22 protein-coding genes are annotated in these 24,620 nt (G+C 52.0%); 14 read left to right on the top strand and 8 right to left on the bottom strand.

Going from position 1 to position 24,620, the window contains the following annotated elements:
* Positions 1-137 precede the first annotated feature (137 nt).
* The 5 genes from M0P74_06040 to M0P74_06020 form a co-directional block, all read right to left on the bottom strand.
* Complete coding sequence (locus M0P74_06040; protein ID MCK9363144.1) at positions 138-1,115, bottom strand: hypothetical protein; 978 nt, start codon at positions 1,113-1,115, stop codon at positions 138-140.
* Positions 1,116-1,701: 586 nt separating this feature from the next.
* On the bottom strand, positions 1,702-2,484 hold the full coding sequence (locus tag M0P74_06035; protein ID MCK9363143.1) for a ParB/RepB/Spo0J family partition protein: 783 nt from the start codon (positions 2,482-2,484) through the stop codon (positions 1,702-1,704).
* A 370-nt stretch (positions 2,485-2,854) separates the two neighbouring features.
* On the bottom strand, positions 2,855-3,256 hold the full coding sequence (locus tag M0P74_06030) for a helix-turn-helix domain-containing protein (GenBank protein MCK9363142.1): 402 nt from the start codon (positions 3,254-3,256) through the stop codon (positions 2,855-2,857).
* A gap of 434 nt (positions 3,257-3,690) precedes the next feature.
* Complete coding sequence (locus M0P74_06025; protein ID MCK9363141.1) at positions 3,691-3,915, bottom strand: type II toxin-antitoxin system HicA family toxin; 225 nt, start codon at positions 3,913-3,915, stop codon at positions 3,691-3,693.
* On the bottom strand, positions 3,908-4,117 hold the full coding sequence (locus M0P74_06020) for a type II toxin-antitoxin system HicB family antitoxin (GenBank protein MCK9363140.1): 210 nt from the start codon (positions 4,115-4,117) through the stop codon (positions 3,908-3,910). The genes M0P74_06025 and M0P74_06020 overlap by 8 nt, the downstream gene beginning before the upstream one ends.
* 460 nt (positions 4,118-4,577) lie before the next feature.
* Here M0P74_06020 and M0P74_06015 point away from each other — a divergent pair, with 460 nt between their 5' ends.
* Positions 4,578-4,865 carry a MoaD/ThiS family protein gene (locus M0P74_06015; protein ID MCK9363139.1) on the top strand — a complete coding sequence of 96 codons (288 nt, stop codon included), beginning with the start codon at positions 4,578-4,580 and terminating at the stop codon, positions 4,863-4,865.
* A gap of 72 nt (positions 4,866-4,937) precedes the next feature.
* Here the strand turns inward: M0P74_06015 and M0P74_06010 are convergent, their stop codons facing one another.
* Positions 4,938-7,136 (bottom strand): acetate--CoA ligase family protein, encoded by a 2,199-nt coding sequence (locus tag M0P74_06010; protein MCK9363138.1) that lies wholly within the window; start codon positions 7,134-7,136, stop codon positions 4,938-4,940.
* A gap of 408 nt (positions 7,137-7,544) precedes the next feature.
* Here M0P74_06010 and M0P74_06005 point away from each other — a divergent pair, with 408 nt between their 5' ends.
* The 12 genes from M0P74_06005 to truA all read left to right on the top strand — a co-directional run bounded on the left by M0P74_06005 (position 7,545) and on the right by truA (position 21,612).
* Positions 7,545-8,054: a 4Fe-4S dicluster domain-containing protein gene (locus tag M0P74_06005; GenBank protein ID MCK9363137.1), complete on the top strand. Its 510-nt coding sequence runs from the start codon at positions 7,545-7,547 to the stop codon at positions 8,052-8,054.
* On the top strand, positions 8,051-9,343 hold the full coding sequence (locus M0P74_06000; GenBank protein ID MCK9363136.1) for an FAD-dependent oxidoreductase: 1,293 nt from the start codon (positions 8,051-8,053) through the stop codon (positions 9,341-9,343). Before M0P74_06005 ends, M0P74_06000 begins: the two co-directional genes overlap by 4 nt.
* Before the next feature lie 310 nt (positions 9,344-9,653).
* Positions 9,654-11,930 carry an ATP-binding protein gene (locus M0P74_05995; GenBank protein MCK9363135.1) on the top strand — a complete coding sequence of 759 codons (2,277 nt, stop codon included), beginning with the start codon at positions 9,654-9,656 and terminating at the stop codon, positions 11,928-11,930.
* 348 nt (positions 11,931-12,278) lie between these two features.
* Entirely contained in the window at positions 12,279-13,031 is a 753-nt protein-coding gene (locus tag M0P74_05990; GenBank protein ID MCK9363134.1) for a 3-oxoacyl-ACP reductase FabG, read from the top strand.
* A gap of 93 nt (positions 13,032-13,124) precedes the next feature.
* On the top strand, positions 13,125-14,231 hold the full coding sequence (gene had, locus M0P74_05985) for a 6-hydroxycyclohex-1-ene-1-carbonyl-CoA dehydrogenase (GenBank protein MCK9363133.1): 1,107 nt from the start codon (positions 13,125-13,127) through the stop codon (positions 14,229-14,231).
* Positions 14,232-14,304: 73 nt separating this feature from the next.
* Positions 14,305-15,450 carry a 6-oxocyclohex-1-ene-1-carbonyl-CoA hydratase gene (oah, locus tag M0P74_05980; protein MCK9363132.1) on the top strand — a complete coding sequence of 382 codons (1,146 nt, stop codon included), beginning with the start codon at positions 14,305-14,307 and terminating at the stop codon, positions 15,448-15,450.
* A gap of 111 nt (positions 15,451-15,561) precedes the next feature.
* The gene (locus M0P74_05975) at positions 15,562-16,329 is read left to right on the top strand and encodes an enoyl-CoA hydratase/isomerase family protein (protein MCK9363131.1); all 768 of its coding nucleotides are present in this window, start codon (positions 15,562-15,564) and stop codon (positions 16,327-16,329) included.
* A 44-nt stretch (positions 16,330-16,373) separates the two neighbouring features.
* Positions 16,374-17,501, top strand: coding sequence for a peptide-methionine (S)-S-oxide reductase MsrA (gene msrA, locus M0P74_05970; GenBank protein MCK9363130.1), 1,128 nt, complete (start codon positions 16,374-16,376; stop codon positions 17,499-17,501).
* A 113-nt stretch (positions 17,502-17,614) separates the two neighbouring features.
* Positions 17,615-18,445 carry an RNA methyltransferase gene (locus tag M0P74_05965; GenBank protein MCK9363129.1) on the top strand — a complete coding sequence of 277 codons (831 nt, stop codon included), beginning with the start codon at positions 17,615-17,617 and terminating at the stop codon, positions 18,443-18,445.
* A gap of 383 nt (positions 18,446-18,828) precedes the next feature.
* On the top strand, positions 18,829-19,167 hold the full coding sequence (locus M0P74_05960) for a DsrE family protein (protein MCK9363128.1): 339 nt from the start codon (positions 18,829-18,831) through the stop codon (positions 19,165-19,167).
* Positions 19,168-19,311: 144 nt separating this feature from the next.
* Entirely contained in the window at positions 19,312-20,718 is a 1,407-nt protein-coding gene (locus M0P74_05955) for an SH3 domain-containing protein (protein ID MCK9363127.1), read from the top strand.
* 54 nt (positions 20,719-20,772) lie between these two features.
* Complete coding sequence (gene truA, locus M0P74_05950) at positions 20,773-21,612, top strand: tRNA pseudouridine(38-40) synthase TruA (protein MCK9363126.1); 840 nt, start codon at positions 20,773-20,775, stop codon at positions 21,610-21,612.
* 72 nt (positions 21,613-21,684) lie between these two features.
* Here the strand turns inward: truA and M0P74_05945 are convergent, their stop codons facing one another.
* Positions 21,685-22,539, bottom strand: coding sequence for a ribonuclease D (locus M0P74_05945; GenBank protein ID MCK9363125.1), 855 nt, complete (start codon positions 22,537-22,539; stop codon positions 21,685-21,687).
* Between the two features lie 237 nt (positions 22,540-22,776).
* Here M0P74_05945 and M0P74_05940 point away from each other — a divergent pair, with 237 nt between their 5' ends.
* Positions 22,777-24,081, top strand: coding sequence for a pyridoxal phosphate-dependent aminotransferase (locus tag M0P74_05940; protein ID MCK9363124.1), 1,305 nt, complete (start codon positions 22,777-22,779; stop codon positions 24,079-24,081).
* Between the two features lie 57 nt (positions 24,082-24,138).
* On the opposite strand, the gene M0P74_05935 is transcribed toward M0P74_05940, so the two are convergent.
* A complete protein-coding gene (locus tag M0P74_05935) occupies positions 24,139-24,603 on the bottom strand; it encodes a universal stress protein (GenBank protein ID MCK9363123.1) in 465 nt (154 codons plus the stop codon).
* Between the last annotated feature and the right edge of the window lie 17 nt (positions 24,604-24,620).

Below are 24,620 nucleotides of genomic sequence, written 5' to 3'. Positions count from 1 at the left end.
TGCGCAATCTAATCATTACCCTATATAATATGATCGGGCTTGTTGAACAATGGATTGAGTTCGACCCGCAATTACGTCCGTGCCATCAATTTAACTGCCTCGCGGGTCGACTCAATCCTTATAGGTTGGGTTCTCTGTCAAGTTTCATCTGATAGTCCCAGAGCTCTTCGAAGTCGTTTCGCTTGCCACCGCTCTCTATAGATCATGAGGAAGAGCCCGCCAAAAAGTGCGAGGGTGATACCTATCATGGAGAATGTCACGATCATCATCGATCGGTCCCGAACAGTCCTTGCCACAATCCCCGGAGTATTAAAGAAGTCTTTGGCGGGCACAGACTTCGCGTATTCTTTTTTGGAAACTCCCGTCAGTTTCACCATGTCACCGGTTCTTGGAGTGAGCTTCACTTCAACCTGCTCGCCCTTGTCCTCAATTATGAAGCGCAATTGGGCTGAACTATCAAAGAACAAGATTCCGCATTGAATCAGAATCATGACCGCCAAAATCGCAAATGGAACCCGCAGTTTCTTCAGCTGGCGGTTTGTGTAAGCCTCATCAGGGAACTCTCTCATCCTGACATTCTGCGTATCTGCAATCCTGTGACGCGCTTGCAGAGCCTGATGAAGCCTCTCTTTTAAGTTCTTTTCAGAGTCTGATCGCCCTGTTGAGTTGACCGGGACTTCGACCACTGCCTCAAACCGAATGAACTCCTTGCATCGAAAAAGGTCCATATCAAAACTGATTTCATTTGCAGTAAGTTCAATTCTCGTTTGTACTGCAGGCGAAGAAGATACGACCTTCGCTGAGCGCCATGTGAAATTGTCTGGTAGACGCAAAGACAGTCTCTCCCGCACCATGTCTGCTGCGATGTCTTTCGATCCCGTATTAACAAAGGCCCCCCGAAAGAGTACCAGACCCTCGGACACGGGGCGTTCCCGGTACAGGACTGCAAGATCGGAGACATTCTTCACTATGGCGTCAAAGAGAGCAATTGTGCTCTCGTCCACTAGTGTAATCTGGCCTGGGTATCGTTTTGTTAGAAACAAATAGACACTGAGGGCGCCAAACACCACCGTTGCAAACAGTCCCAGGAAACCAATTAGCTGCTCACTCGTCACACTTTCTCTCCTCTACCCAACAAGTTATTCTGAAGTTTCTGTATATCTCCGCCAGTTGTATGGTTTCTGCAAGGTTTTAAAATGAAAACATGTTCCCATTGACTTTGCCGCCTGGGGACCTTCGAAACATTTCAAGCGGGGTAATTATTGGATGTTACGTATAATATCGGGATAAATATTTATCAACCATTTATTTTTGTCCTTCCGTATATCATGTCAATTTTAATGTTATTCGTGATCAGAAGGGTAAATTATCATAACGGTCACGCTGGCGTCGCAATCGAGATTTGAAGAGCATTGGCAATGGCCATAAAAAATGGCTCCGCTATTAACAGCCAATCCGACATTGCATTGAGCGTCCGCATTCATAATTGTCACGTTTGTAAAGCTTAAAACAACGCCATTTTATCAATTTAATCAGCAAATATTGGCGCAAAAATAGATAAAATGGTTGCTCTCCAAGGCTTTGAGGGGCTGTTTTAAAATGATTGTCGAAAACCGACAATCATTAACATGTTGTTATTAATCTGCTTTTGACGACGCTCTGAAAATTTAGGATAGCCGAAAATGACCAGCGGTCATATTTTTATGCCAGGCCTCCCCCGGACGATGGGTTGAGGCAATTGCCAATGGCCTCCCGAAGGCTGTTGAAGGAGTCATTGGCGGCCTGGCGGTCTTCTGCGGACAAGGCGGCGAGGTCGGTTTTCTCCACCCTCTCACGGGTCTTGTCAAGGGCTTGGCACAAGGCGGCGCCCGCGGTCAGGGTCACTCGCTTCTTCGTGCCCCCTCCCTGCGCCTTCCTGAGTTCCTCTCTGTATTTGGCGTAGGCCGTAGTCATGGCGCGCTGCTGTTTCTTCCGCGAAATATCGATAAGTCTGGTCTTGCTGACGGTGCGGTCGCCGCGGCATTCGTCCCGGATCTCCACGGGCAGGTTCGTGAGCGAAAGGGTGTCCGCGATGGTAGCGCGGGGCTTGCCGATCACCCCCGCCAACTGTTCCTGTGTGTATTTCGCATCATCCATGAGTTTTTTCAACGCCTCCGCCTCTTCAATGCAGGTGAGGTCCTGCCGCTGGAGATTTTCCACCAAGGCGATTTCCGCCGTGTTGCCCTCCACAAAGATGCCGGGAACCGTAAAAAGACCGGCATTTTGGGCGGCCATAAAGCGGCGTTCGCCGGCAACTATTATCAGGTAGGGGCTCTCGGGCGTCACCCGAAACAGGATCGGCTGGATAATTCCCTGGAGTTTGATCGACTCGGTCAGATCCGCCAGCGCCTGGGGCTCGATGGACTTCCGAGGCTGGTTGGGATCAGGTCTCAGGTCGATAATCGGGATATCGTAAAGTTTGCCTTTTTCGTACATCGTCATCATCTTGTGGAACCTCCTTCAGCACTCAGTTTGAGAGACACTTTAAGTTTCACAGCTCCTCCCTTGCAACGGAGGGCGGACGGAATTGCCGCACTTCGTACACCGAAAGTCGGCTCTGCGAATCCCACGACTCTTCGTTGTGTCCCGCATTTCCGATGTATCATTTACATACACTAATCTCGCTGTTATCGAAAGTATATATTGTTAATCTGGCCATTCTCATCATCGTTTCTTCGGCAAGCTATTCAGTGAATTTTCCCATCGCTTGTGGAGATGTAAATAAAGCCATCCCTGTTTTCATAGATCCAAACCCAAACTTTTTATAAAAACCTTCCATTCCAGGAGCTGCATAAAGAATGATATTACAGTTCAATCATATAAACACTACAGGAGAAACTTTAAAACGCTCGCTGAGAAGTTTAAGTTGGCGAACATTGAGCTGACGTTTGCCGGATATAATTTCCGACACCACTCCTTGGCTCCCGATCTCGGGCAGGTCTGATTGCTTCAGGCCATGTTCTTCCATCAAGGTCTTTAGGGCATTTATCGGATCCCCCTCTATATCGGGGTAATTTTGGGATTCATAGGTTTCGATCAGGCTGCCAATCGTCTCCATCAATGAAGATAAGGGATGAGACTCTTTGTTACCAACCTCATCGATGAGGTCGTCAAGAAAATTGACCAGGTTATTATAATCTTTTTCATTGTGGGGCACAGAAAATACACTCTGTATGTTCGGCCAAACGTTGGCAATTTCTTTAAGCTGAGTATTCATTATTTCCTCCAATATCCTCGATCATATTCCTTATGAGTAAGAACATGCCGAATATAAATCCGTCGCGTGTTGTAGTGTATTGCAGCAATTAAACGGGCCTTGTTTCCACCAATATTGAAAACCGTTAAATTGTCGACCTTATCAGCTCCCGGAAATGCTTGGCGCAGTTCAACAAATGAATTAAAATCAGTACGTTTTACTATCCTATACCAGGATTCAATCGCAGAAGAACAATCAGGATGCTTTTTAGTAAATTCAATCAAGCGCTTTCGGGTGATTATGTGCATGTAAGGAATCTATCTCAAAATGAGATAGGTGTCAATAAAAAATATGCTGGCACATTCAGGTAAAGATTCATTTATTATGCTCCTTTATTTGCACGATAACGCCTGAAATCGGCGGCGGTGTTTTTTGCCGTCCGCTGGATTTATTTGTTATCTGTTTTTGTATGCGTCTATAAATTCTTCAACAGCAATGCCGGCTTGTTTAATTGCACTTCGTAGGGTGCCAACAGCAAGTTCAGTGTGAAGGGGAATAACACAACCTTTATTCCTTTTTCTTAAAACTGCATGACTGCCTTTTTGCCTGACAAGCTTGAAGCCCATGCTTCCGAATATTTTTATAGCTTCTTTACCAGAGATAATCGGAAGTTCAGGCATTAACAGCTACCTCAAAAGTTGTAAGGAAAGGATGTTGGGTTTTTTCCAAAGGAAATTCTTCAAGATAAATTTCAGTCGCTTCTTGTAAATTAACAATAGCGTCTTCGATTGTGGCACCTTGACTTGCAGTACCCACTTCCGGGCATTCAGCAACATATAAATTATCTTCTTTATGGACAATAGCAGTAAATAACTTATTCATTTTTCACCTCTTGGAATAGATTTTGGGTCTTTATTTACAATATCTCAATATTTATGTTTTGTTCAGATAACGTTCCGTATAAGCCGCGCGCCGCCAGATCCCTTTTTTCAGATTTAACTGTCCTGAAATACATATAAAACCCTTGACATGGGTTTTGCAATCATTTATTTTTTACTTTCCGTATATCATGTAAAAGTAAAGATTATCAGGAAAGTGGCGGATTCCACATGATAGAGATCCCTGCCGCATTACAGTCAAAATTTGAAGAACATCTACGGAATAAGGCGATCCCGGACAACTTGCATGGGATGTATCAAAAATGGCGGCAACCACTCAAAACCAAGCGTTTAATGCGCTGCAGCGGATCACAACAGGGGTTCCTACCCGGGCAAGGCTCAAGGAGCTGAGCCTGGAATACGTGGCTGATATTCTGGGCGTATAAGACAGGGATGGGCTGCACATGCGGGTCAAGATCAAAACCATTTATCACTTAAAAAGGGCGCTCGGCACAGGGGAGGTGGAGGTTGACCTGCCCGAGGGGACAAAGGTGCGGGGTCTCCTGTCCCGGATGATTGAAATGGGGGGGGATAAATTGTCGCGGCGCCTTTTCAAACCCGAAACTGGGACCCTCCGTCCGCAGATCCGCTTAATGGTGAATGGGCAGGACGTGGGGTTCTTGAACGGAATGGATACGGCGCTCAAAGACGGCGATGAGGTTTTGCTGCTTCCACTCGCAGCGGGCGGATAGGAATGGGAAAGGAAGTTGCAGAAGCCATCATAACCATGCTCGAATAGCTAGCTTTGTGTCGGCCGGCATGATTTAATCTTCCCGCTGCCTTTGCAGTTCCCGCCACCGGCTGTAAGAGGCCATGCGGGAGAGGGCTTTGACCGCCCGCTCCGGCGTGAGAAACGAAACGGCTTTATAGGGGCTCCCCTCGACATCGTTTACGGTATGGATGTTTTCCTCCTGCATCAGCGGCACCCCGATAATCGGCTTGCCGGTCTTTTCCATCAGATGGGCCGTGTGAGCAAGAAATTTGTTTTCAAACTCTTCCAGCAATTGAGGGACCGCGGAGAGAAAATTCTGATCCGCTTCCGGGTCGGATATTCTGACGTCCTTGATCATCTTGCGTAGCGAAGAAAGCCTTCCGGAAATTCCCAGATGCAGCACCGCGTCGCAGCCATCCCATTGGGATAATTGCTCCAGTACGAACATCGGGATATTCGGGTCAAACTCTCCGACCAGATCAACCGGGTTGGAATGGCTCCAGTAGGGGGGGAGAACCTTGTTGATGTTTGCGATCAGTTCCGGTGAGAGCTTGGGGATGAGGAGGCCGTTTTCCGCGCAGAGATCGGTAGTGACAACGCCCCAGCCGCCCCCCAGCGTCATGATCGCGACGCGGTTGCCGCGGGGGAGGGGCAGCGAGGAGAAGGCCGCGGACGCATCGAGCATCTCGATCGGCTGCTCCGCGATCACTATCCCCGCCTGACGCGCCGCCGCGTTGAAGACCTTTGCGTTGGAGGCGAGCGCGCCGGTATGACTGACCGCAGCGTGATGCCCGGCCTCCGTTCTACCTCCCTTCAGCATTACCACGGGTTTGAGCAAGCCGACGCGCCGCGCGGATTCAAAGAAACGCCGGCCGTTTTTAATGCTTTCTAAATAAATCACGACCGTCTTGGTCAGCTCATCGACCTCGAAGGCCTCCATGTAATCCTCGATCGTAATCATTGCCTCGTTGCCCGAGCCGCCGAAGGCGCGGATGCCTACCCCTTCCCGTTCCGCAAATTCCAGAAGCTGAACGCCGAGATTTCCCGACTGCGAGATCAGCGTCGTTGTCCCGGGTTTGGGGTGCACATTGGCCCCTCCGCAGCAAAGAAGGTCATTGTGCGGGTTGCAAAGACCCATGGTGTTCGGGCCCATGATCAGGATATCGGCGGCCCGGGCCGCCTGCACCAGTTCTTCCTGCAGCCTGCGGCCCTCTGCCCCGGTTTCCGCAAAGCCGGAGGTGATCAGCAGCATACTCTTTATTCCCTTCGCCTGTAATTGCGGGATGAGCTCGATCACCCTGTCTTCGGGGATTGTGACTACGGCGAGGTCAACAAAACCGGGTATTTCCGCTACCGATTTGAAGGCCGTTCTGCCGGTAATTGTCCCGCCCCGGGGATTGACCGGGTAAACCTCGCCCGCGAATCCGCCCGCGATAATGCTGCACATCATTCGGTATCCCCATTTGGTGAAGGCGTTTGACGCCCCGATAACCGCGATCGAGCGCGGATAGAAGAACTTTCCGATGGCGGATGAAGCGATCGCGGGGAGGTATTTTTTGGGGGCTGGTTTCTCGCCGATGACAACCAATGCGTCAACGGCCACTGCCCGGCCTTCGGGACCGACCAGAAGCGGGTTGATGTCAATTTCCGTAATGTCCGGGATTTCCATGCCTATACGGGATAAGCCCAGAAGGGTGCTGACGATCCGCTTTCGTTCCACCGCCTGTTCGCCGCGGAAAGCCCCCAGGAGTTTTTGGGAACGTATCTCATTTATCATCTGTTCCGCATCGTTTTTAGTCAATGGGGCGACGCGAAAAACAGCGTCGTCAATGGCTTCCGTGAATACGCCGCCCAGTCCGAACATGACAATCGGCCCGAACTGGGGATCGTGAAACAATCCGGCCACAAACTCCCGATGTCCGGAAAGCATCGGCTGGATCAGGTATCCCTCCAGATCAGCTCCGGCCGAGGTCGCCGCGGCCCTTGCCGCTTTTTCCACCGCATCTTCACTGTTCAGGTTAAGGAAAACAAGGCCACGCTCGGTCTTATGCGCAAGTTTTGTTCCCAGCCCCTTCAGAACAACGGGGAACCCTGTATTTTTAGCAACTTGGATTGCATCTTCCGGTGAAACTGCGATGCGTTCCTCCACTACCGGCACACCGAACTGCCGGAGAACCTCCTTTGATTCTGCCTCGGTCAAGGATCCGCGGCCTTCCGCTTTGGCTGCGCTGATTATTTCCAATGCCTGCATATTGTCTCCCTATCGATAGATGTCACAATTTATTGAATAATAACAATACCATTGCGTTAACTATAACAACGCAGGCGGTTCTATATCATAAATGGTAGCCGATGCCAATCAAGATTGGCCGATGGGTAAGTTTTAAAGGCGATCCTTTGCAAGCATTCAAAATACGGAATTTAATAGATAAAATATACAGTTGAAGATGATATTTTAACTAAGGCAGGATTGAATCTTTAATATTTAGAGGCTGCGCAGAGGGATCGCGGGAAACGAAAGTTTGTCTTGACAACCGGAATATCTACAGTGTAGCATCCGCACCAGAACTGCTGTAAAGATATACATTCCCATGCTGTTTCAAAAAGGTTAAGGATGCAAACACCGAAACAATATAATCGAAATTCATAAAGGCGGAGAATGGAAATAAGGCGTGAACAATTAGTAGTCGATCCCCTCAAATGTACCGGGTGCCAACAATGCTTGCTTGCCTGTTCGATGAAACATCAGGGAAATGTAAATTCCAGGTTGGCCTTGCTTAAAATCCTCAGGCTTGAAGTCCAGGAGGTTGACGTCCCCGTCATCTGCATGGCGTGCGATAACGCCCCCTGCATCAAGGTATGCCCAATGAATGCGCGGGTGCGACAGGAAAATGGGACGGTTATAACTAACACAGATGTCTGTATCGGGTGCAGGGCGTGCGTTTATATCTGCCCGGTCGGCAGCCCGTTGGTAAACCCTTATACGGGGCAGACGATGACCTGCGATATGTGCAAAGACGATGCGGCCGGACCCTGGTGTGTAACCGCCTGTCGCGAGGGGGCCCTTAAAATCAGCAAAGAGGACGCGCTGACAAAGGGAGTGGTGAGGGAACGGGCGGAGCGCTCAAGAGCCATATATCCAAATAATTTCAGGATGAATACACCATGAAAACGGAGTTTAATGTTCACAAGGTAGTTATTGTGGGAAATGGGATTGCCGGCAATCGAGTGGCCGCTGAACTGCGGGAAAGGGACAAGGAAATCGAGATATGCATCCTTTCCGCCGAGGCTGTTCCGGAATATGATCCATGCTCGCTTCCCTATTATCTTGCCGGCAATATCGGGAAGAAAGATGTTTTCAAAAAAACCGTTGAAGATTACAAGCGGCTTAACATTGATATTATGTTCAACAGCAAGGTTGCTGCCATTAACCCGGAGGCCAAGAATGTCACAACCGAAGAGGGCGTGGAAATAGGCTACGACAAACTCGTGCTGGCCCATGGCGGCGCCCTTTTCTTTCCACCGATTGAGGGGATTCGCAACGAAGGCGTATTCAGTTGCAAACAGGTGTCGGAAGCGGAAAAGCTGGAAGCTCACAAAGGCAGCAAAGCGGTCGTGATCGGCTCCGGAGCGATTGGGATAGAAGCGGCGGAGGCATTGAAGAAAAAGGGATATGAGGTTCATATCATTGAGCTTCTGGGATGGATTCTGCCGGTCCTGTTTGATGAGCCCACCGCCAGGATACTGGAAGCGGCGATGGAGGGGTACGGGATTCATCTTCATACCGGGGAAAAGGTTCTCCAGATTAAAGGGGAGGCAAAGGTTTCCAGCGTTGTCACGGACAAGCGGGAGATCGAATGCGACACGGTTGTAGTTGCAACGGGCGTGGTTCCCGGAACGGCGCTTGCCAAAACCGCGCAGATCGAAACGGGGCGCGGCATCAAGGTGAACAGGAAGATGGAAACCTCGGTTTCCGATATTTATGCCTGTGGGGACTGTGTCGAAACCTTTGATGCCTGTACCGAAGAGACAGTCATGTTTCAGTTGAAGCATAACGCGATTGAGCAGGCGCAAATCGTGGCCAGAAACATCCTGGGAGATGATGTCAAATACCTTGGCGCCTATGCGTTTGCGCGAGTGCATTTTTTTAACACCCATGCGTCCACCTTCGGTAAAACCATGCGGGCAACCGCGTGTATGCTGGGGAAATCCGAGCTTATCGAAAAGCAGAGCGGCGATGATTATTTGCGGATTGTTTTGCTGGACGGCAAGGTGCTGGGCGGCCAGGCCATTGGCAAGTACGCCGAGGCCATTGGCGCATTTATTGGCGCCATGTGGCGAAAAGACGATCTGGACCAATTGAGAGCTAAATGGCGCCAAATCCCGCAAGCAGGCGCCGCTTCCGCGTGGCCTTTGATCCGGCTGGGGCAGTTTATCGGATCATCTGTACAGAGTTGATATACCTTGCGCACCAACATCCTCATTATAAGGTAGAGATCTTTCTTGCCGCAAAAAACCGGTTTCAGCAGGGATAGAGCCATACTAAGACTGGAATAAGAACTTGGAGGCAGGCGCCACGGGGTACATAGGGAAGCCCTATCGAATCAACGAACTGCTTCGGGACGTGCGCGAGATTTTGGGTGCCAAAATGTCCTGACAGAGACCGCGCCGCTCACCAGCAGGATAGAGCCTGTGGTGCGAATGTTATGCCGCGCTGTATGGGATTCCTTGATTATCCGTAACTACAGAGTGACAGGGAGAGTTCTTTATGGGCGTTTCCGTCATGGACAGGGATATTTGCTGTCAGAATTTCCAGGGGATGATCGCCTACATCAGGAATCATTATGGCGATCAGGGGGTCCGGGAACTGCTCACAGGGTTGACGGACAATCCGCGCTTCCTCATCAGGGACAAACTTCATCCTTCAACTTTCCATCCGGTTCAAGAAGCACACCTGAACGATGCCGCCTGCTGGGTATCCAATGAATTTTCACTGGCCCTATTCGAAAACATTTACAAGGTGGTTCACTCCCCGAATCCGCTCATTGAAGTAGGTGCAGGCGCCGTCCGCGAAAGCCTCTCCAAGCGGACGCTCTTCGCGGCCCGGCTCATGGGACCCGCCGTCACGGCGAGGCAGGTTTCCAGAATTAACGCCCGGTTCAATAATACCAAGGATGTCAGACTGATCGATTTATCGTCCGGCGCGATGAGCTTCGAGTTAAGATACCGTCCGGGTTTCAGAGTGACCAAAAATGTCTGCCACTGGAACCTCGGCATCTACACTGAAATAGGCCGGCTGACAGGGGTTTCCAATGTAGTTGCCAAAGAAACGCAGTGTGTCGTCGATGGAGATGATTGCTGTTTGTTCCGAATTACCTGGGATCCGTCTCCCTGGTATCGGCGGTTGAGCAGGGGGATCACCAACAAGTTTATCCACTGGATGGTTCACGATCTGATTGAGGATTACGAAACAACGGTTCAAGAACGGGACCAGTTGATCGAACGGCTCATCCGCTCTGAACAGACCTACCGGACGCTCTTTGAGGATTCGCCTGAAGCCATGAGCCTGACAACCGGGGGGAAAATCGTTGACGTTAATCCGAGCTGGCTGAGGGTTCACGGGTTTACCCGCAAAGAGGATGTCCTATGCATGGATGTAATCAATCTGGTTCATCCAGAGGACCGGTTGTTCCTTTCGAATCGCCGTAAAGCTTGGCCCAATCTGGACAACCGTTTTTACAGGCTCAGGGATCTGTGCTGCGACGGTTCCTCTCTGGATGTTGAGGTCTATTCTTTCCAGATCGCCGTCGGCGGTACAACATCCATTTTGGCCACTGTACGCGATATCACCGAACTAAAGCGTACTGAAGATTTCCAGCGGCAGCTCGAGTCCCGGATAAAACGCGCGGAAAAGATGGAGGCCCTGGGAACCATGGCGGGCGGGGTGGCCCACGACCTCAACAATATCCTCTCCGGCATCGTCGGCTATCCAGATCTTTTACTGATGCAGTTGCCGCCCGGGGACAGCATCCTTAGGGATCCGCTCCAGGCGATCAAGGAGAGCGGCCTGAAGGCAGGGGCGATCGTGCAGGATCTGCTGACTATGGCCCGCCGGGGGGTCTCCAGCAGCGAGGTTGTTAACCTGAACAGCATCATCCAGAAATACCTGAAAAGCCCCGAGTTCGATAAGCTGATTTTCCACAATCCCCATGCGGAGGTGAAAACGCAGTTGAGCGCCGGTCTGCTGAACGTAGCAGGTTCTCCCGTCCATCTTATAAAGACGGTTATGAACCTTGTAAACAATGCTGCCGAAGCGATGCCTGCAGGAGGAGTCATCACCATCAGTACGGAAAACGTCTATGTTGATCGACCTATTGCGGGCTATGACGATATCAGAGAGGGGGATTACGTGGTAATGACCATAGAAGACACGGGGGTCGGCATTACACCTGAGGACAGGGAAAAGATATTCGAACCTTTCTACACGAAAAAAGTGATGGGGAGAAGCGGCACGGGTCTGGGGATGGCCGTGGTCTGGGGAGCAGTGAAGGATCACAATGGGTACATCAATCTGGAAAGTGTCATGGGAAAGGGCACCCGCATAACCATCTACCTGCCGGCTACCGCCCGGGAGGTCTTCGTATCCGCTGCCGCAATTGACCTCGAAAAGATCCGGGGCAGGGGAGAAAGAATTATGATTGTGGATGACGTAGCGGAGCAGCAGGATATCGCAAAAAGAATACTGACCCATCTTGGGTATCAGGCGGCCGTTGCCGCCAGCGGTGAGCAAGCCGTCACCGCTTTAATGGAACAGCCATACGATCTGCTGCTGCTGGACATGATCATGGACCCGGGAATGGACGGACTGGATACATACCGGAAGATACTCGATTACCGCCCGGGCCAGCGGGCTATCATCGCCAGCGGTTATTCGGAAACCGCCCGGGTGCGCGAGATGCAGCGGCTGGGTGCAGGGAGGTACCTCAAAAAACCTTATACGGTTGAAATGCTGGCACGCGCCCTCAGGGAAGAGCTGGACCGCTGAAGCTTCCCCTTATCATCCTTCCTTCCTGTTTTCTTATCCAAACAGGGGCGGCCATTTTTATAAACCTGTATTGCCAGTTTCGCGTTTTCCCGATTCCAAATTGTCCTTGACAGTAAAAAACAGTTCCAGTATAAACACTGCGGAGCGGCGACAGCGAAGTATTTATAAAACATTTATGGCTTTGTACATCACAGTCGCGAAGGAAAATAAAAGAGCCTGTGCCTATAGGTTTTGTCTCAGGAGTTGATGCTCCATTTCTATAATGACTGTTTATCAGGGATTTATCGTCAGGCGAAAAACAGTTGCACTAAATCAGATCAATCAACCTTTGGAAAAGAGGTGCCATTTATGAAACTCAAGGACAAGATCGCGCTGGTAACCGGAGGCAGCCGTGGAGTGGGCAGGTCGGTCGCCCTCGCCTACGGGAAGGAGGGGGCCAAGGTTGTAGTCAACTATACCTCCAATGAAAAGGCGGCTCAGGAGGTTGTGGAGGCCATCGCCGCGATGGGGAGCGAGGCCATTGCCGTTAAAGCGGATGTCGCCTGCAAGGCCGATGTGGAAAGCCTTTTTGCCGCGGGGATGGAGCGGTTCGGCAGGCTGGATATCCTGGTCAACAATGCGGGATTTACCAGGCCCGCCCTGCTGCTCAAGATGACGGAAGAGCAGTGGGATCAGGTGGTTGACATTCACCTGAAGGGCGCCTTCCTCTGCACTCAGGCCGCCGCCAATCTGATGAAAGGGCAAAACAGCGGGAAAATCATCAACGTCATGTCGGTTGCCGGCCTGGTGGGAACAGTCGGGCAAATCAACTACAGCGCCGCCAAGGGGGGCGTCCTGAGCATGACCAAATCCATTGCCCGGGAACTGGCCCGCTACAACATCTGCGCCAATGTCATCTCCCTCGGCATCGTAGCCACGGACATGTCCGAGAAGATTAGAACGGATGAAAAGCTGGCGGAGATCTACATGAACCGGATTTTGCTCAAACGCTTTGCCGAGGCCGGGGATATTGCCCCCGCTTTTGTATTTCTCGCCTCGGACGACGCCAATTACATTACCGGTCAGCTCCTCTGTGTCGATGGGGGTTACGGGATGATTTGAGATGTTTTCCCTGACATGTTATTCAACTAATCAAGAAAATATGGACCATGATGGCCAACAATTACTTGATAAAAAAACATTAAGGAGGAGAAAATGGCAGGAGTACCCGATAAGATAAAGACTTGGCAGATGGTTCAGCCGACCGTCTTCAACAGGGAAACCAAAGAGACCACGCCTGGCAAACTGCAGAAGACGGAAATTCCGGTTCCGGAGCTGAGCCCAGGGGAGGTGCTGGTAGAGGTAGCTGGCTGCGGGGTGTGTCACACGGACTTGGGATATTTCTATGATGGCGTTCCCACTGTCTCCAAACCGCCGTTAACCCTGGGGCACGAGATCTCGGGAACAGTTGTTGCCGGGGATGCCAAATGGATCGGAAAAGAGGTTATTATCCCGGCGGTTATGCCCTGCCGGCAATGCTACCTCTGTAAAACGGGGCGGGGGAATCGGTGCCTGGATCAGAAGATGCCGGGAAACAGCATCGGCCTGTATGGAGGCTTTTCCAGTCACATCCCTGTGCCCAGCGTTGATCTGTGCGAGGTAAAGAACCGGGGGAACATTCCGTTGTCCCATCTTGCCGTTGTGGCCGATGCCGCCACCACGCCCTATCAGGCCGCCAAAAGGGCCGACCTGCAGCCGGGCGACAATGTTATAGTGCTCGGCATCACCGGGGGAGTAGGGCAGTATGTGGGGCAGGTCGCCAAGGCCCTGGGCGCCAAGACGGTCATCGGCATCGCCCGCAATCAGGAAAAACTGGATAAGGCGCTGAAATTCGGAGCGGACTTTGTCATCAACACAACGGGCAAGGACACCGGCGCCATCGTCAAAGAGTACCGGGGACTCTGCAAGGCAAACGGTCTTCCCAACACCGGCTGGAAGATCTTCGAGGTGACAGGCGCCAAGGCAGGACAGGAAATCGCGCTGGCCCTCTTGAGCTTTACGGGGAAATTGTTGGTAGTGGGATACGGCGTAAGCTCGGTGGAATACAACATCAGCCGGCTTATGGCCTTTGACGCAGAGATTATTGGAACCTGGGGATGTCTGCCTGAGTATTACCCGATCGTTCTGGACATGATCCTGAGCGGAAAGGTCAATATCGAGGAGTTTGTCGAGACGCGGCCGATGAGCGCAATCGAGCAGACATTTGCCGAGAATCATAAGACGCCGCCGATGAAACGGATTGTGCTGACCCCCGATTTCTGAAATCGGCAGGGACGGGCTTTCGCGAAAAAGGACTGAAGAGAGACGATAAATTTAAACAAGAAGGAGAGACGCTATGACATTAAAGGGTTTGGAATGGCTGCCGCGGGAAGACGGCATCAAGGATCACGCGTTGCATACGGACAAGCATTGGGGAACGGAAGCGCCCTGTACGGTCTATGAGAAAAGGCCCCTTACCGATCCCACGGGGAAGGTCGTCGATGGCCTCTTTACCGCGTGGATTCGCCTCAACAACCCCAAACAGTTCAATTCCTACACGACAGAAATGGTCAAAGGGGTTATTGCCGGTTTTGAAAATGCGTCGTTAGACAGAAGCGTTGTGGCTGTGGTCTTCACGGGCACGGGCCCTTACGCGTTTTGCACTGGCGGCAACACCAAGGAGTATAGCGAGTATTACAGCATGAGGCCCGACGAGTACGGGCAGTACATGGAACTCTTCAACCACATGGTTGATTCCATCCTCTTCTGCAAGAAGCCGGTTATCTGCCGGGTGAACGGCATGCGGGTGGCCGGAGGTCAGGAGATCGGCATGGCGTGCGACCTTGCCGTATCCTCGGATCTGGCGATCTACGGTCAGGCGGGTCCGCGACATGGCTCCGCCCCGGTCGGCGGCGCCTCGGACTTTCTGCCCTGGTACCTCGGCATCGAAGACGCCATGTGGAACTGCGTCTCCTGTGAGATGTGGTCGGCCTACAAGATGAAGGCGAAGAATCTGATCAGCAAGATTGTTCCCGTACTGAAGGTGGAGGGGAAATGGGTGCGCAATCCCCAGATCATCACGGATGTTTACGTTCAGGACGGCGAGATCGTTTACGGCGAAAACAAGACCGGCGAAGAGGCCAAGGCTGCCCGTGAATTTGTCAAACTGCATCAGCCCAATGCCGATTTCGAACTCCTCGATAAGGAGGTTGACAAGATGGTCTGGACGTTCGCCAATTTGTTCCCCGGCTGCTTGATGGAGTCGATTGACAGCGTTCGCCAGAAGAAAAAATTCTTCTGGGATACCATGAAAAATGCCCATCGCCACTGGCTGGCTGCCAACATGGGCGGCGAGGCCTTCCTCGGCTTCGGGGCCTTCAACTCGAAGAAGATCACCGGCAAGGATACCATTGATTTCATCAAGTTCCGTCAGGATATCGTCGAAGGCAAGGCGTGGGATATGGAAACATTCTCGGAAGTTCTCGGGAAGCCTATCAAATAAGGGCATTGAAGATTTAAGATATGCAGATGAACAGCGAAGAGGCAGGCAAGCCCCCTCCCCACAAAAGAGACCTGCCTGCCTCTTTTTTATCGAAAAAGGAGCGAGAAGATCATGAACTACGAGTACATTGAAGCGGTTCTCCAGGATGGCCTTGGGAGCATAACCCTCAATCGGCCACCGGTGAACGTCCTGAATATCGCCATGATGAAGGAAATAAATGAAGTGCTGGATTCATGGAGAGGCCAGAAGGATTTGAAGGTAGTTCTGTTCCAGGCAAAAGGCAAATGCTTTTCCGCCGGAGTGGATGTAGGGGAACACATGGGCGATCTGGCGCCGAAGATGATCGACGCCTTTCACGGCATGTTCCGCCGGATGGAGAAAATTGACGTTCCAACCGTGGCCTCGGTTTACGGCTCCTGTCTGGGAGGCGGCTGCGAGATGGCCATCTTCTGTGATCTGGTTATTGCCGCGGATGATGCCAAGTTCGGCCAGCCGGAGATCCAGGTCGGGGTCTTTCCCCCGATTGCCGCCCAGATCATGCCGCGCATCATCGGGCAGAAGGCAGCGATGGAGCTGATCCTCTCCGGAAAAACCATCTCGGCCGGGGAGGCCAGGGATCTGGGGCTGATCAACCAGGTGGTGGGGCGAGACGGGCTGGAAACGGCAACCGCGGCCTTTTTGAAGCCCTATCTGAGGCTGAGCGCCGAGGTGCTCCGCTTGACAAAAAAGGCGGTTAAAGCAGGGCTTATGGACCCACTGGAACCCTCTTTGCAAACCATCGAAGCTATCTATCTGCAGGAACTCCTGAAGACGGCGGATGCCCAGGAGGGCCTTGTCGCCTTTCTCGAAAAGAGAAAACCGCAGTGGCGCAATGAATAAGTTTACAGAGGGCTGCATCCCACGCCAGTCGGGAAAGGAGATAAATGATGAAAAAGCGGTTCATTTGCCTGCTTTTATTTGGTATGGTGCTGGGGTGCAATCAACCGGAGGTTAATGTCCAAAAACCGGCAGGAGAAAGCCGGGAGGGCGCAAAAAATATGCAGAAAAGTTCTGAAGTTGTCGAAACAGCTACCTTTGCGGGGGGATGTTTCTGGTGTGTGGAAGCAGATTTCGAAAAAATACCCGGGGTGCTCGGCGCAGTATCCGGTTATACGGGGGGAAAGGCGGAAAATCCCTCTTATCAAGAGGTATCTTCCGGGAGAACCGGTCATGTCGAAGCCGTTCAGGTGCGGTATGACCCGGCAAGGGTTACATTCGCGCAGCTTCTTGATGTCTTCTGGAGTCATATTGATCCGACCGATGCCGGCGGACAGTTTGTCGATCGCGGTTCCCAGTATGCAAGCGCGATTTTCTATCACGATGATAAACAGCGGCAAAGCGCGTTGCAGTCTAAAGAAGAGCTGCAGAAAGCGGGCCGTTTTAAATCACCCATTGTAACGGAGATCAAAAAATTTGAGCGCTTTTATGAAGCGGAGGACTACCATCAGAATTACTGCAAAATTAACCCCTTGCGGTATGATAATTACCGGTTGGGTTCAGGCCGCGATCAGTTCCTGAAAAAGGTGTGGGGGAGAGCTGATACAGGCATCAATTATGCGGCTGCTCCCGCCGGTCAAAAAGCGGATAGGGAGCTGTTGAAGAAAAAGCTGACGCCCCTGCAGTACGATGTAACTCAGAACAACGGCACGGAGCCGTCTTTTCGCAACGAATACTGGAACAACAAAAAGGCGGGCATTTATGTGGATATTGTCTCGGGGGAGCCGCTCTTTTCTTCGCTCGACAAATTCGACTCGGGGACGGGATGGCCAAGCTTTAACCGGTCGCTGGAGCCCGGCAGCATAACGGAAAAAAATGACGGCAGATTTTCCATGCAGCGCACCGAAGTCAGGAGTAAAAATGGGGATTCCCACCTCGGTCACCTCTTTTCCGACGGCCCTCAGCCCACGGGAATTCGCTACTGCATAAACTCTGCGGCGTTGCGCTTTATCCCCAAAGAGGATATGGAAAAAGCGGGTTATGGCCGGTATCTCAAAATATTTGAGAAAAAATAAAACAGGGATAAATTTTTGTCGGGCAAAGGGTGGTGATTGAGACATCGTTGCCGGATGATTACGGATGAGCTCAAAGTGATTGGCAATTCAATGAAGAAAAGAAGGAACGAAGCATGCAAGCAGGCATACCCAGGCCGTCTCAAGCGCAACTGAGGGGCTGGAAAAAGCTGACTCTGGAGAAATATCGTCGTCAGGAAAGGGCTTTTCTGGCCGAGGGCGAGAAGATCGTCGGGGAACTGCTGAAGAGCGAAAGGCCGGTAAACGGGATTCTGATTTGCGGGGAAATTGCCGGAGGCCTTTATCCGGATATTTTCGCCGGGATTCCGGACGGGACGCCTGTTTACGGACTGACGAAGCGTGAATGGGGGACGCTCAGCCAGGACAAGTCGCCGGAAGGGGTGATGGCGATAGCCGCAGTGCCGGGGTCGCTTCCAGCAGACGGCACTGCCGCGGAGTCACACCTTGCCGAAGTGCTGGAAAAAGTCCCCGGGCCGCTTCTGCTGCTTTATCAGGTGAGCAACCCCAACAATCTGGGGGCGCTTTTCCGCACCGCCTGCTGGTTCGGCTTCTCCACAATCATTCTCAGCCGAAATTCCTGCGAGGTTTTCAACCCGAAGGTCGTACGCGCCTCGATGGGAAGCATCTTCCAGCTAAATATTATTGAAGGTGCTGATTTCGAAGAGGTTATCGCAAATATATCGGGGCGCTTTTCGATTGTCGGAAGCGATGTCCGCCAGGGCGTTGCCCCCCATCCCTGCGGCCGCAAAACGGCGCTGCTCCTCGGCAGCGAGAGTCACGGTCTGCCGGAGGCGCTCCTCAATCTGACAAACGAAGCATGGAAAATTTCCGGCGCGGGAGAGGGGGAGTCACTGAGCCTCCCCCAGGCGGGGGCGATCATGATGTACGAGTGCGCCCGGGGCAACTTTGACCAAAAGACAAACTGAAGCTTTGCTGCATCCCTGATTTTTCTCCTGGGCCTGGTCAACCTTGCGCCGCCGTGACTTATTTGCTGCCCGCTTTTGCCTCTTTCAGCCGCAGCTTCAGACTCTCCTTCCGGCGTTTGCGTTTTCTGTCTATCTCTTTTTCCCGATTGATCTTTTTGTGTCTGCTCATAAAACCTCCTTGTTAGTTGGGAGAAAAAGGCTTTTGCCCGTTCATCGTTTAAGGGACGATCAGGGGCGCATCCTGCTTATGGATAAGGCTTTTTCTCTTGGGGAGAGGCTATACGATGAAACAGGGTGTGAGTCAAGGGACTTGTATTTAAAATGGTGGCTGACGCCTCTTTTTTCTGATAGGGTCACAGAAACAGCGAGAAAGGAGCCTCCTCATGGCAACAAAAATGTTTGCACTCATAACCAGCGACAACCGGGAAGTAGCGCTCGAAGCCGGCTTGGTCTATCCCCTGAACGCCGCAAAGCGCAAGTGGCTTGATGAAGTAAAGGTCATCTTCTTCGGCCCCTCGGAAAAACTGGCCGCCTACGACTATGAGGTTCAGAAAATGATCAAGGATATTCAGGATGTCGGCGTTGAGGTGCTGGCATGCAGGTGGTGCGCCGAACGGATGAACATCGTTGCCCCCCTCGAAGCCGCGGGTTTGAATGTAGTTTATGTCGGTTCAGTGATTTCCGATCTCATCAAGGATGACTGGGCGCAACTCACGTTTTGAGCCACGCTTCCCAACTGCGAAAACCAGAGCCGTACAGACGACCTCAGAGGCCGCGTAAGCGCCTCAACGCAATTTAACGATACCCCAAAACCGGCAGATGCCGGAATAAGCTAAAGACGCGCTATGATTTTCCGAACTTGTTTAATGGCTGCTAAAATAAAGAGACTCCTGCATCTCTTCGCGTTGCCTGTAATCACTTCAGTCATGATGATTTTCCTTTTGACGCTGGCGCAACTGGCAGCGCCGTCAAGCATTCTGGCGCAGCGAACGATCCGCGATCTTTCCGCCCTCAGTCAGAATCCGCTTTCCTACATAGAAGCCGCCACCGCCGATCAATGGCTGCTGCCGCCGGAAGAGCAGGCGCGCCTGAACAGGGAAGCAAACCTTACGTTTTTTAACCCGTGGCGTCGTCAGCAACCGCGCCATCCTCGGGAAACGGCAATGTGGGGGGTGCGAAAATATGAAAATAATTCTGGTTATGGAAGCGACGGACGGCTCCGCAGCCCAAACTGGATAAGATCAATCATTAAAAATGTTCCCGTCGAACGCTATCCGCAAGGGCTGTTTCCTGCAATAACGTTAAGGCAAACCGATTCCCGAATGCTTCCAACCATAGAGCGCCATTCGAATTATTCGACGCCGGGGATAAAAAACTCATTCGACAACTTTCAGCAGTCCTATATCCCGGCGGGGACTCCTGTTTTTATCACGTTAATCAGCCGGGATAAAAAATGGTTTCTTGCGGAGACCGACCACCTTGTCGGCTGGGTTCAGGCCGATGCGATCGCTCCCGTGACGCCCGCTTTTATGACGTCCTGGGAAAATGGAACCTATGTAACCATCGTGCGGGACAAGACGCCGGTTTCAGTCGGCGGGCGCACCCTGTTTTTCGCGCCGCTGGGGGCCGTTTTCCCCAAAGTCGGGGGCAATGGCGAAAACATGCGCATCGGAATTCCGCAAAGAGGCGCCGATGGCATGGCCTCGTTATCCGAAGGAAGCATCCCGGCCGGCGCGGCGACCGAAAAGCCGCTTCCTTTCACCGCCCGTAATGTCGCGCGCCTTGCCGGCGAACTCGTCGGCGGAAAATACGGCTGGGGGGGATTCCAGGGCAGGCGGGACTGTTCCGCAACAACCAGGGACCTGTTCGCCCCTTTCGGCATCCTGCTGCCGCGCAACTCTATTGACCAGGCCGGCGCCGGGAGGTTCGTGTCGCTTCTTGGGCTTGCTCCTGAAAAAAAAGAGGCGCTCATCACCCAGCAAGGCGTCCCTTGGCGGACGTTGCTCTGGACGCCGGGGCATATCATGCTGTATATTGGAACGTACCGGGGAAAACCTATGATATTCCACAATTTCTGGAAAGTAGGAACAAAAGGGGCCAATGGCGTAAAGGGCCGGATTATCGTGGGAAAAACGGTCATTACGACGCTTCACCCCGGCAGGGAACTTCCCGACCGGGACCTGCCCGACGCCGACATCCTGTTTGGCCTGCAGGGGATGATCTTTCTCGGGGAGAAGAATCAGCAACTGTTGCCGGTGCCGCCGCTGAAATAAAAAACACCAGATCAGGCAATGGTTGGCGAACAATTAAGGAAGATGAGGGACAACATGAAAGAGAAAAATGCGTCGCCGCGCCCGAAAAGAACGGGCCAGTCTTTTTGCTGCAAGTACAAGCTTACCCTGGAGTATGACGGAACCGGCTACCGCGGCTGGCAAACGCAGAAAAACGCCCGGAGCGTGCAGGGAACCCTGATCGAGGCAGCGTCGCAACTTTTCGGCCAGGGGGTGGAGATTCAGGGGGCCGGACGCACCGATGCCGGTGTGCACGCGCTGGCCCAGGTTGCCCACCTTGAAGCCCCGCGCCGGATTCCGCCGCAAAAGATGCTTTTCGAACTGAACGAACTGCTCCCCGCCTCGATCAACATTCTCAAGGTCGAGGAGGTCGCGGACAAATTTCACGCCCGGCACACGGCGCAGGCCAGAAGTTATATCTACCTGCTGTCCGGTCGTCGCACCGCCTTTATGAAGCGTTATGTCTGGTGGGTAAAAGATGTGCTGGATATGGGAAAAGTGCAGGCGACAATGGAAAAATTCCACGGATTCCACGATTTTTCCTCATTCGCCGATAAAAGGATCGATAAAAATCTCTCGACGGAGGTGCAGATTGAGCGGCTGGAGTTGAACAGTTGGGGGGACATGATCGTCTTTCGCATCGTAGGTTCCCATTTTTTGTGGAAAATGGTGCGGAGAGTCGTCGGGATTATGGTCGAGGCGGGGCGGGGAAATATCTCCCCCGCTGAAGTGGAGAAGTTGCTGAATAGCCATTCCGATCTCCCGGCGCACTACACAGCGCCGCCCTCCGGTCTTTTCCTGGAAAAGGTGATCTATCCGGGAGACGTGCTTGCGCCTCTGGCGCTGCCTTCTCTTCTGTCCTCTGAAAGCCGGTAGCGCCGCAGCGCACGCTTTGCCAACAGCCGGAGAGGCCGGATGCTATTCCAGGCAGATCTGGCAGAGGTATTTTTACTGAATCAGGATATCAATTATCTCCGAACCGAAGCGTTGCGCACCCGCTGACGAGAGCAGCCCCGGCCCGACTATTTTCGCCGCCGAGACTTCGTCAACGCGGGCCAGGGAGACAAGCTGCTGATCCGACAAAAGCATGAAGCAGGCGCGATCGGTCTTTTGCGCCTTGTCGAAGCGCCAACTGTACAATAACCGGAGCCTCTCCTTCTGGGCGGGGGTAAGCTGCCGATAGCCGGGGAGCTTGCGGTGACCGCTCTGATCGATATCCCTTGGCCTCCAGACGACTTCAGTTACCCCGGCAAAAACCCGTTCCGCCTCTCTTTCCAGCCCTTTTTCGCCCAGTTCCGCCTTCAGTTTGAGATAAAGGGGAGGCAGATAAACCGTATCGAGCGCGGCGTAATTCAATTGATCAATACTCAAGGGCCGTAGATCCCACCGGGAGCGTTGCATTTTTTTTTCAAGAGTAACGCCCAGATAGCTCTCCAGCAGACGGGAAAGGGCAAGCTGACGCACCCCCAGCAGGGAGGCGGCGCGATGGGTGTCAAAAATGTTGCGGAAGGAGAATGAGTAATCGCGTTTGAGAATTCGGATATCGTTATCCCCGGCGTGAAAGATCTTCAAAACGTCCGGATTGTCCAAAACTTTTCCCAGAAATGCCATATCGAGACCGGCCATCTGGTCGATGAGCCAGGTTTCTGCGCCGGTCTGAACCTGAAGCAGGCATAATTTGTCGAAAAAATAGCGGAAGGAGTCATACTCCGTATCGACGGCGACAATGTCGGCGGCAGTAATTTTTTTTTCGGCGATTTTAAGGTTTGCCGGGTTATCTACAAAAGTCCATCTGTTTTCCATTTATTCTTCTTTCTTTTTTCGTATATTTTCAAAGAAGTTGTTCCCGATTTTAACACGGGAGATAAAAAATATTGCGTTCCGGTTAACTCATACTGCTATCAGCACAGATTTTCAACCCTTAATGTCCACAACAAGCAGGAGAAGTAAAACTGCGCTTAAAAAAATTATAGACAGAAACTGTCAATTGTATTAATGAAACGCAAAATCTAACTTACGGGAAGTTAACATGAGGGGATTATGAGATTCGATATTGCCCGGAGCGGGAATGGGCTTGTTTATGAAATCCGCAACATTGTCAATGTAGCCAATCGGCTGAAGCAATCGGGGGTGGAGGTTGTCTGGGAAAATATCGGCGATCCGATCCAGAAGGGGGAAAAGATCCCCGAATGGATGAAGGATGTGCTGACGGATTTGCTGCATGAAGACGCCACTTACGGCTATTCCCCGACTAAAGGGATGGAAGCGACCCGGGAGTTCCTCGCCCAAAGGGTAAACAGCCGCGGCAAGGCGCAGATCACCGCGGACAGCATACTTTTCTTCAATGGTCTGGGGGATGCAATTGCCCGCGCCTACGGGGCCATCCGTGTTGATGCCCGCATCATCATGCCGGAGCCGACCTATTCCACCCATCTGCTGGCCGAGGTGCTGCACGCCTCTTTTCCTCCGAACACCTACCGGATGAACCCTTATTGCGACTGGTCGCCTGATCTCAATGAGCTGGAAAGAAAGGTAAAGAGCCACAGGTCGATTGTCGGCATCCTCGTCATCAATCCCGACAACCCCACCGGCTACGTATATCCGGAGGAGGCCCTTAGGCGCATCGTGGAGATCGCCCGCACCTACGATCTCTTTCTGATCTTCGACGAGACGTACCAGAACATAGTTTACAACGGGAAAAAGACGGCGCCTTTATCGGATATTATCGGCGACGTCCCCGGCATTTCTATGAAGGGAATATCAAAGGAATTTCCGTGGCCCGGCTCACGTTGCGGATGGATGGAATTCTACAATGCCGACAAGGATGAAACCTTCGCCCGCTATATTGACGCAATCCTTACCCAGAAGATGTCGGAGGTCTGCTCGACAACGCTGCCGCAACTGGCTATCCCCAGGGTTATGACCCACCCGGAGTATCAGCCATACCTGAAGGAAAGGGTTGCCAATTATGAAAAGCTCTCCAACATCGCCTATGGAATTCTGAAGGATCTGCCTTATGTAATGGTAAACAGGACCTGCGGCGCCTTTTACATGACGGTTGTTTTCAACGAGGCGATCCTCAACAATAACCAGCGGCTGGCGATCGCCCAGCCAGACGTCCGCACCTACATAGAGGAGCTTGTTGCCGAACCGATCGAGCAGGACAAGCGCTTCGTCTATTATCTGTTGGGGGCGACCGGCATCTGCGTCATTCCGCTCACCTCGTTCTTTACCGATCTGCCGGGATTTCGCATGACGCTCTTGGATCGAGACGAACAGAAGTTCGAGCATGTTGTCAAAACGATTGGAGAAAAGATTGTAGAGTATGTGGAATCGGCCCGCTGAAACTCGCGCGGGCCGATTTTGTGAAAATTATGAGTTACGCCCCTCAGGTTTAGACCCCTATTTTTTACCGGGGACGACGAGGACCGGAACAGGCGACTGCCGGACGATTTTTTCAGCCACGCTTCCCAGAACCGCATGTTTTAGCCCAGTTCTGCCGTGTGTGCCTACAACAACGATGTCAATGCCTTCTTTTTTAGCGAAATCAAGCACTTCCTCATCTTCGCGGCCGATCTTGATCACGGCGTGCACATGCTCCTTGTCTTTTATCTTGCTAAGATACAGATCTTCAAAATTTTGCTCGATTGCCTTCTGGTGGGCATCCTCTACCTTCCTCCACTCCTTGGCGCTCAAATAACCCTCTACATAGTGCGGATAATTATTCGGGTATGTCATCACATGCAGAATGTACAAATCACTCCCATCCCGCCGCGATATTCCGAACGCGTAACTGAATGCCTGGTCTGAATTTTCGGAAAAGTCCGTACAGAAAAGCACCTTTTCGTATCTTGGATATTCAACCATTTTTTGTTCCTCCTCTC

The sequence above is a fragment of the Syntrophales bacterium genome (genome assembly GCA_023229765.1).
Taxonomy (GTDB): domain Bacteria; phylum Desulfobacterota; class Syntrophia; order Syntrophales; family UBA5619; genus DYTH01.
The sequence above is the reverse complement of the archived record's forward strand: the minus strand, read 5'-3'. Positions and strand labels throughout refer to the sequence as shown.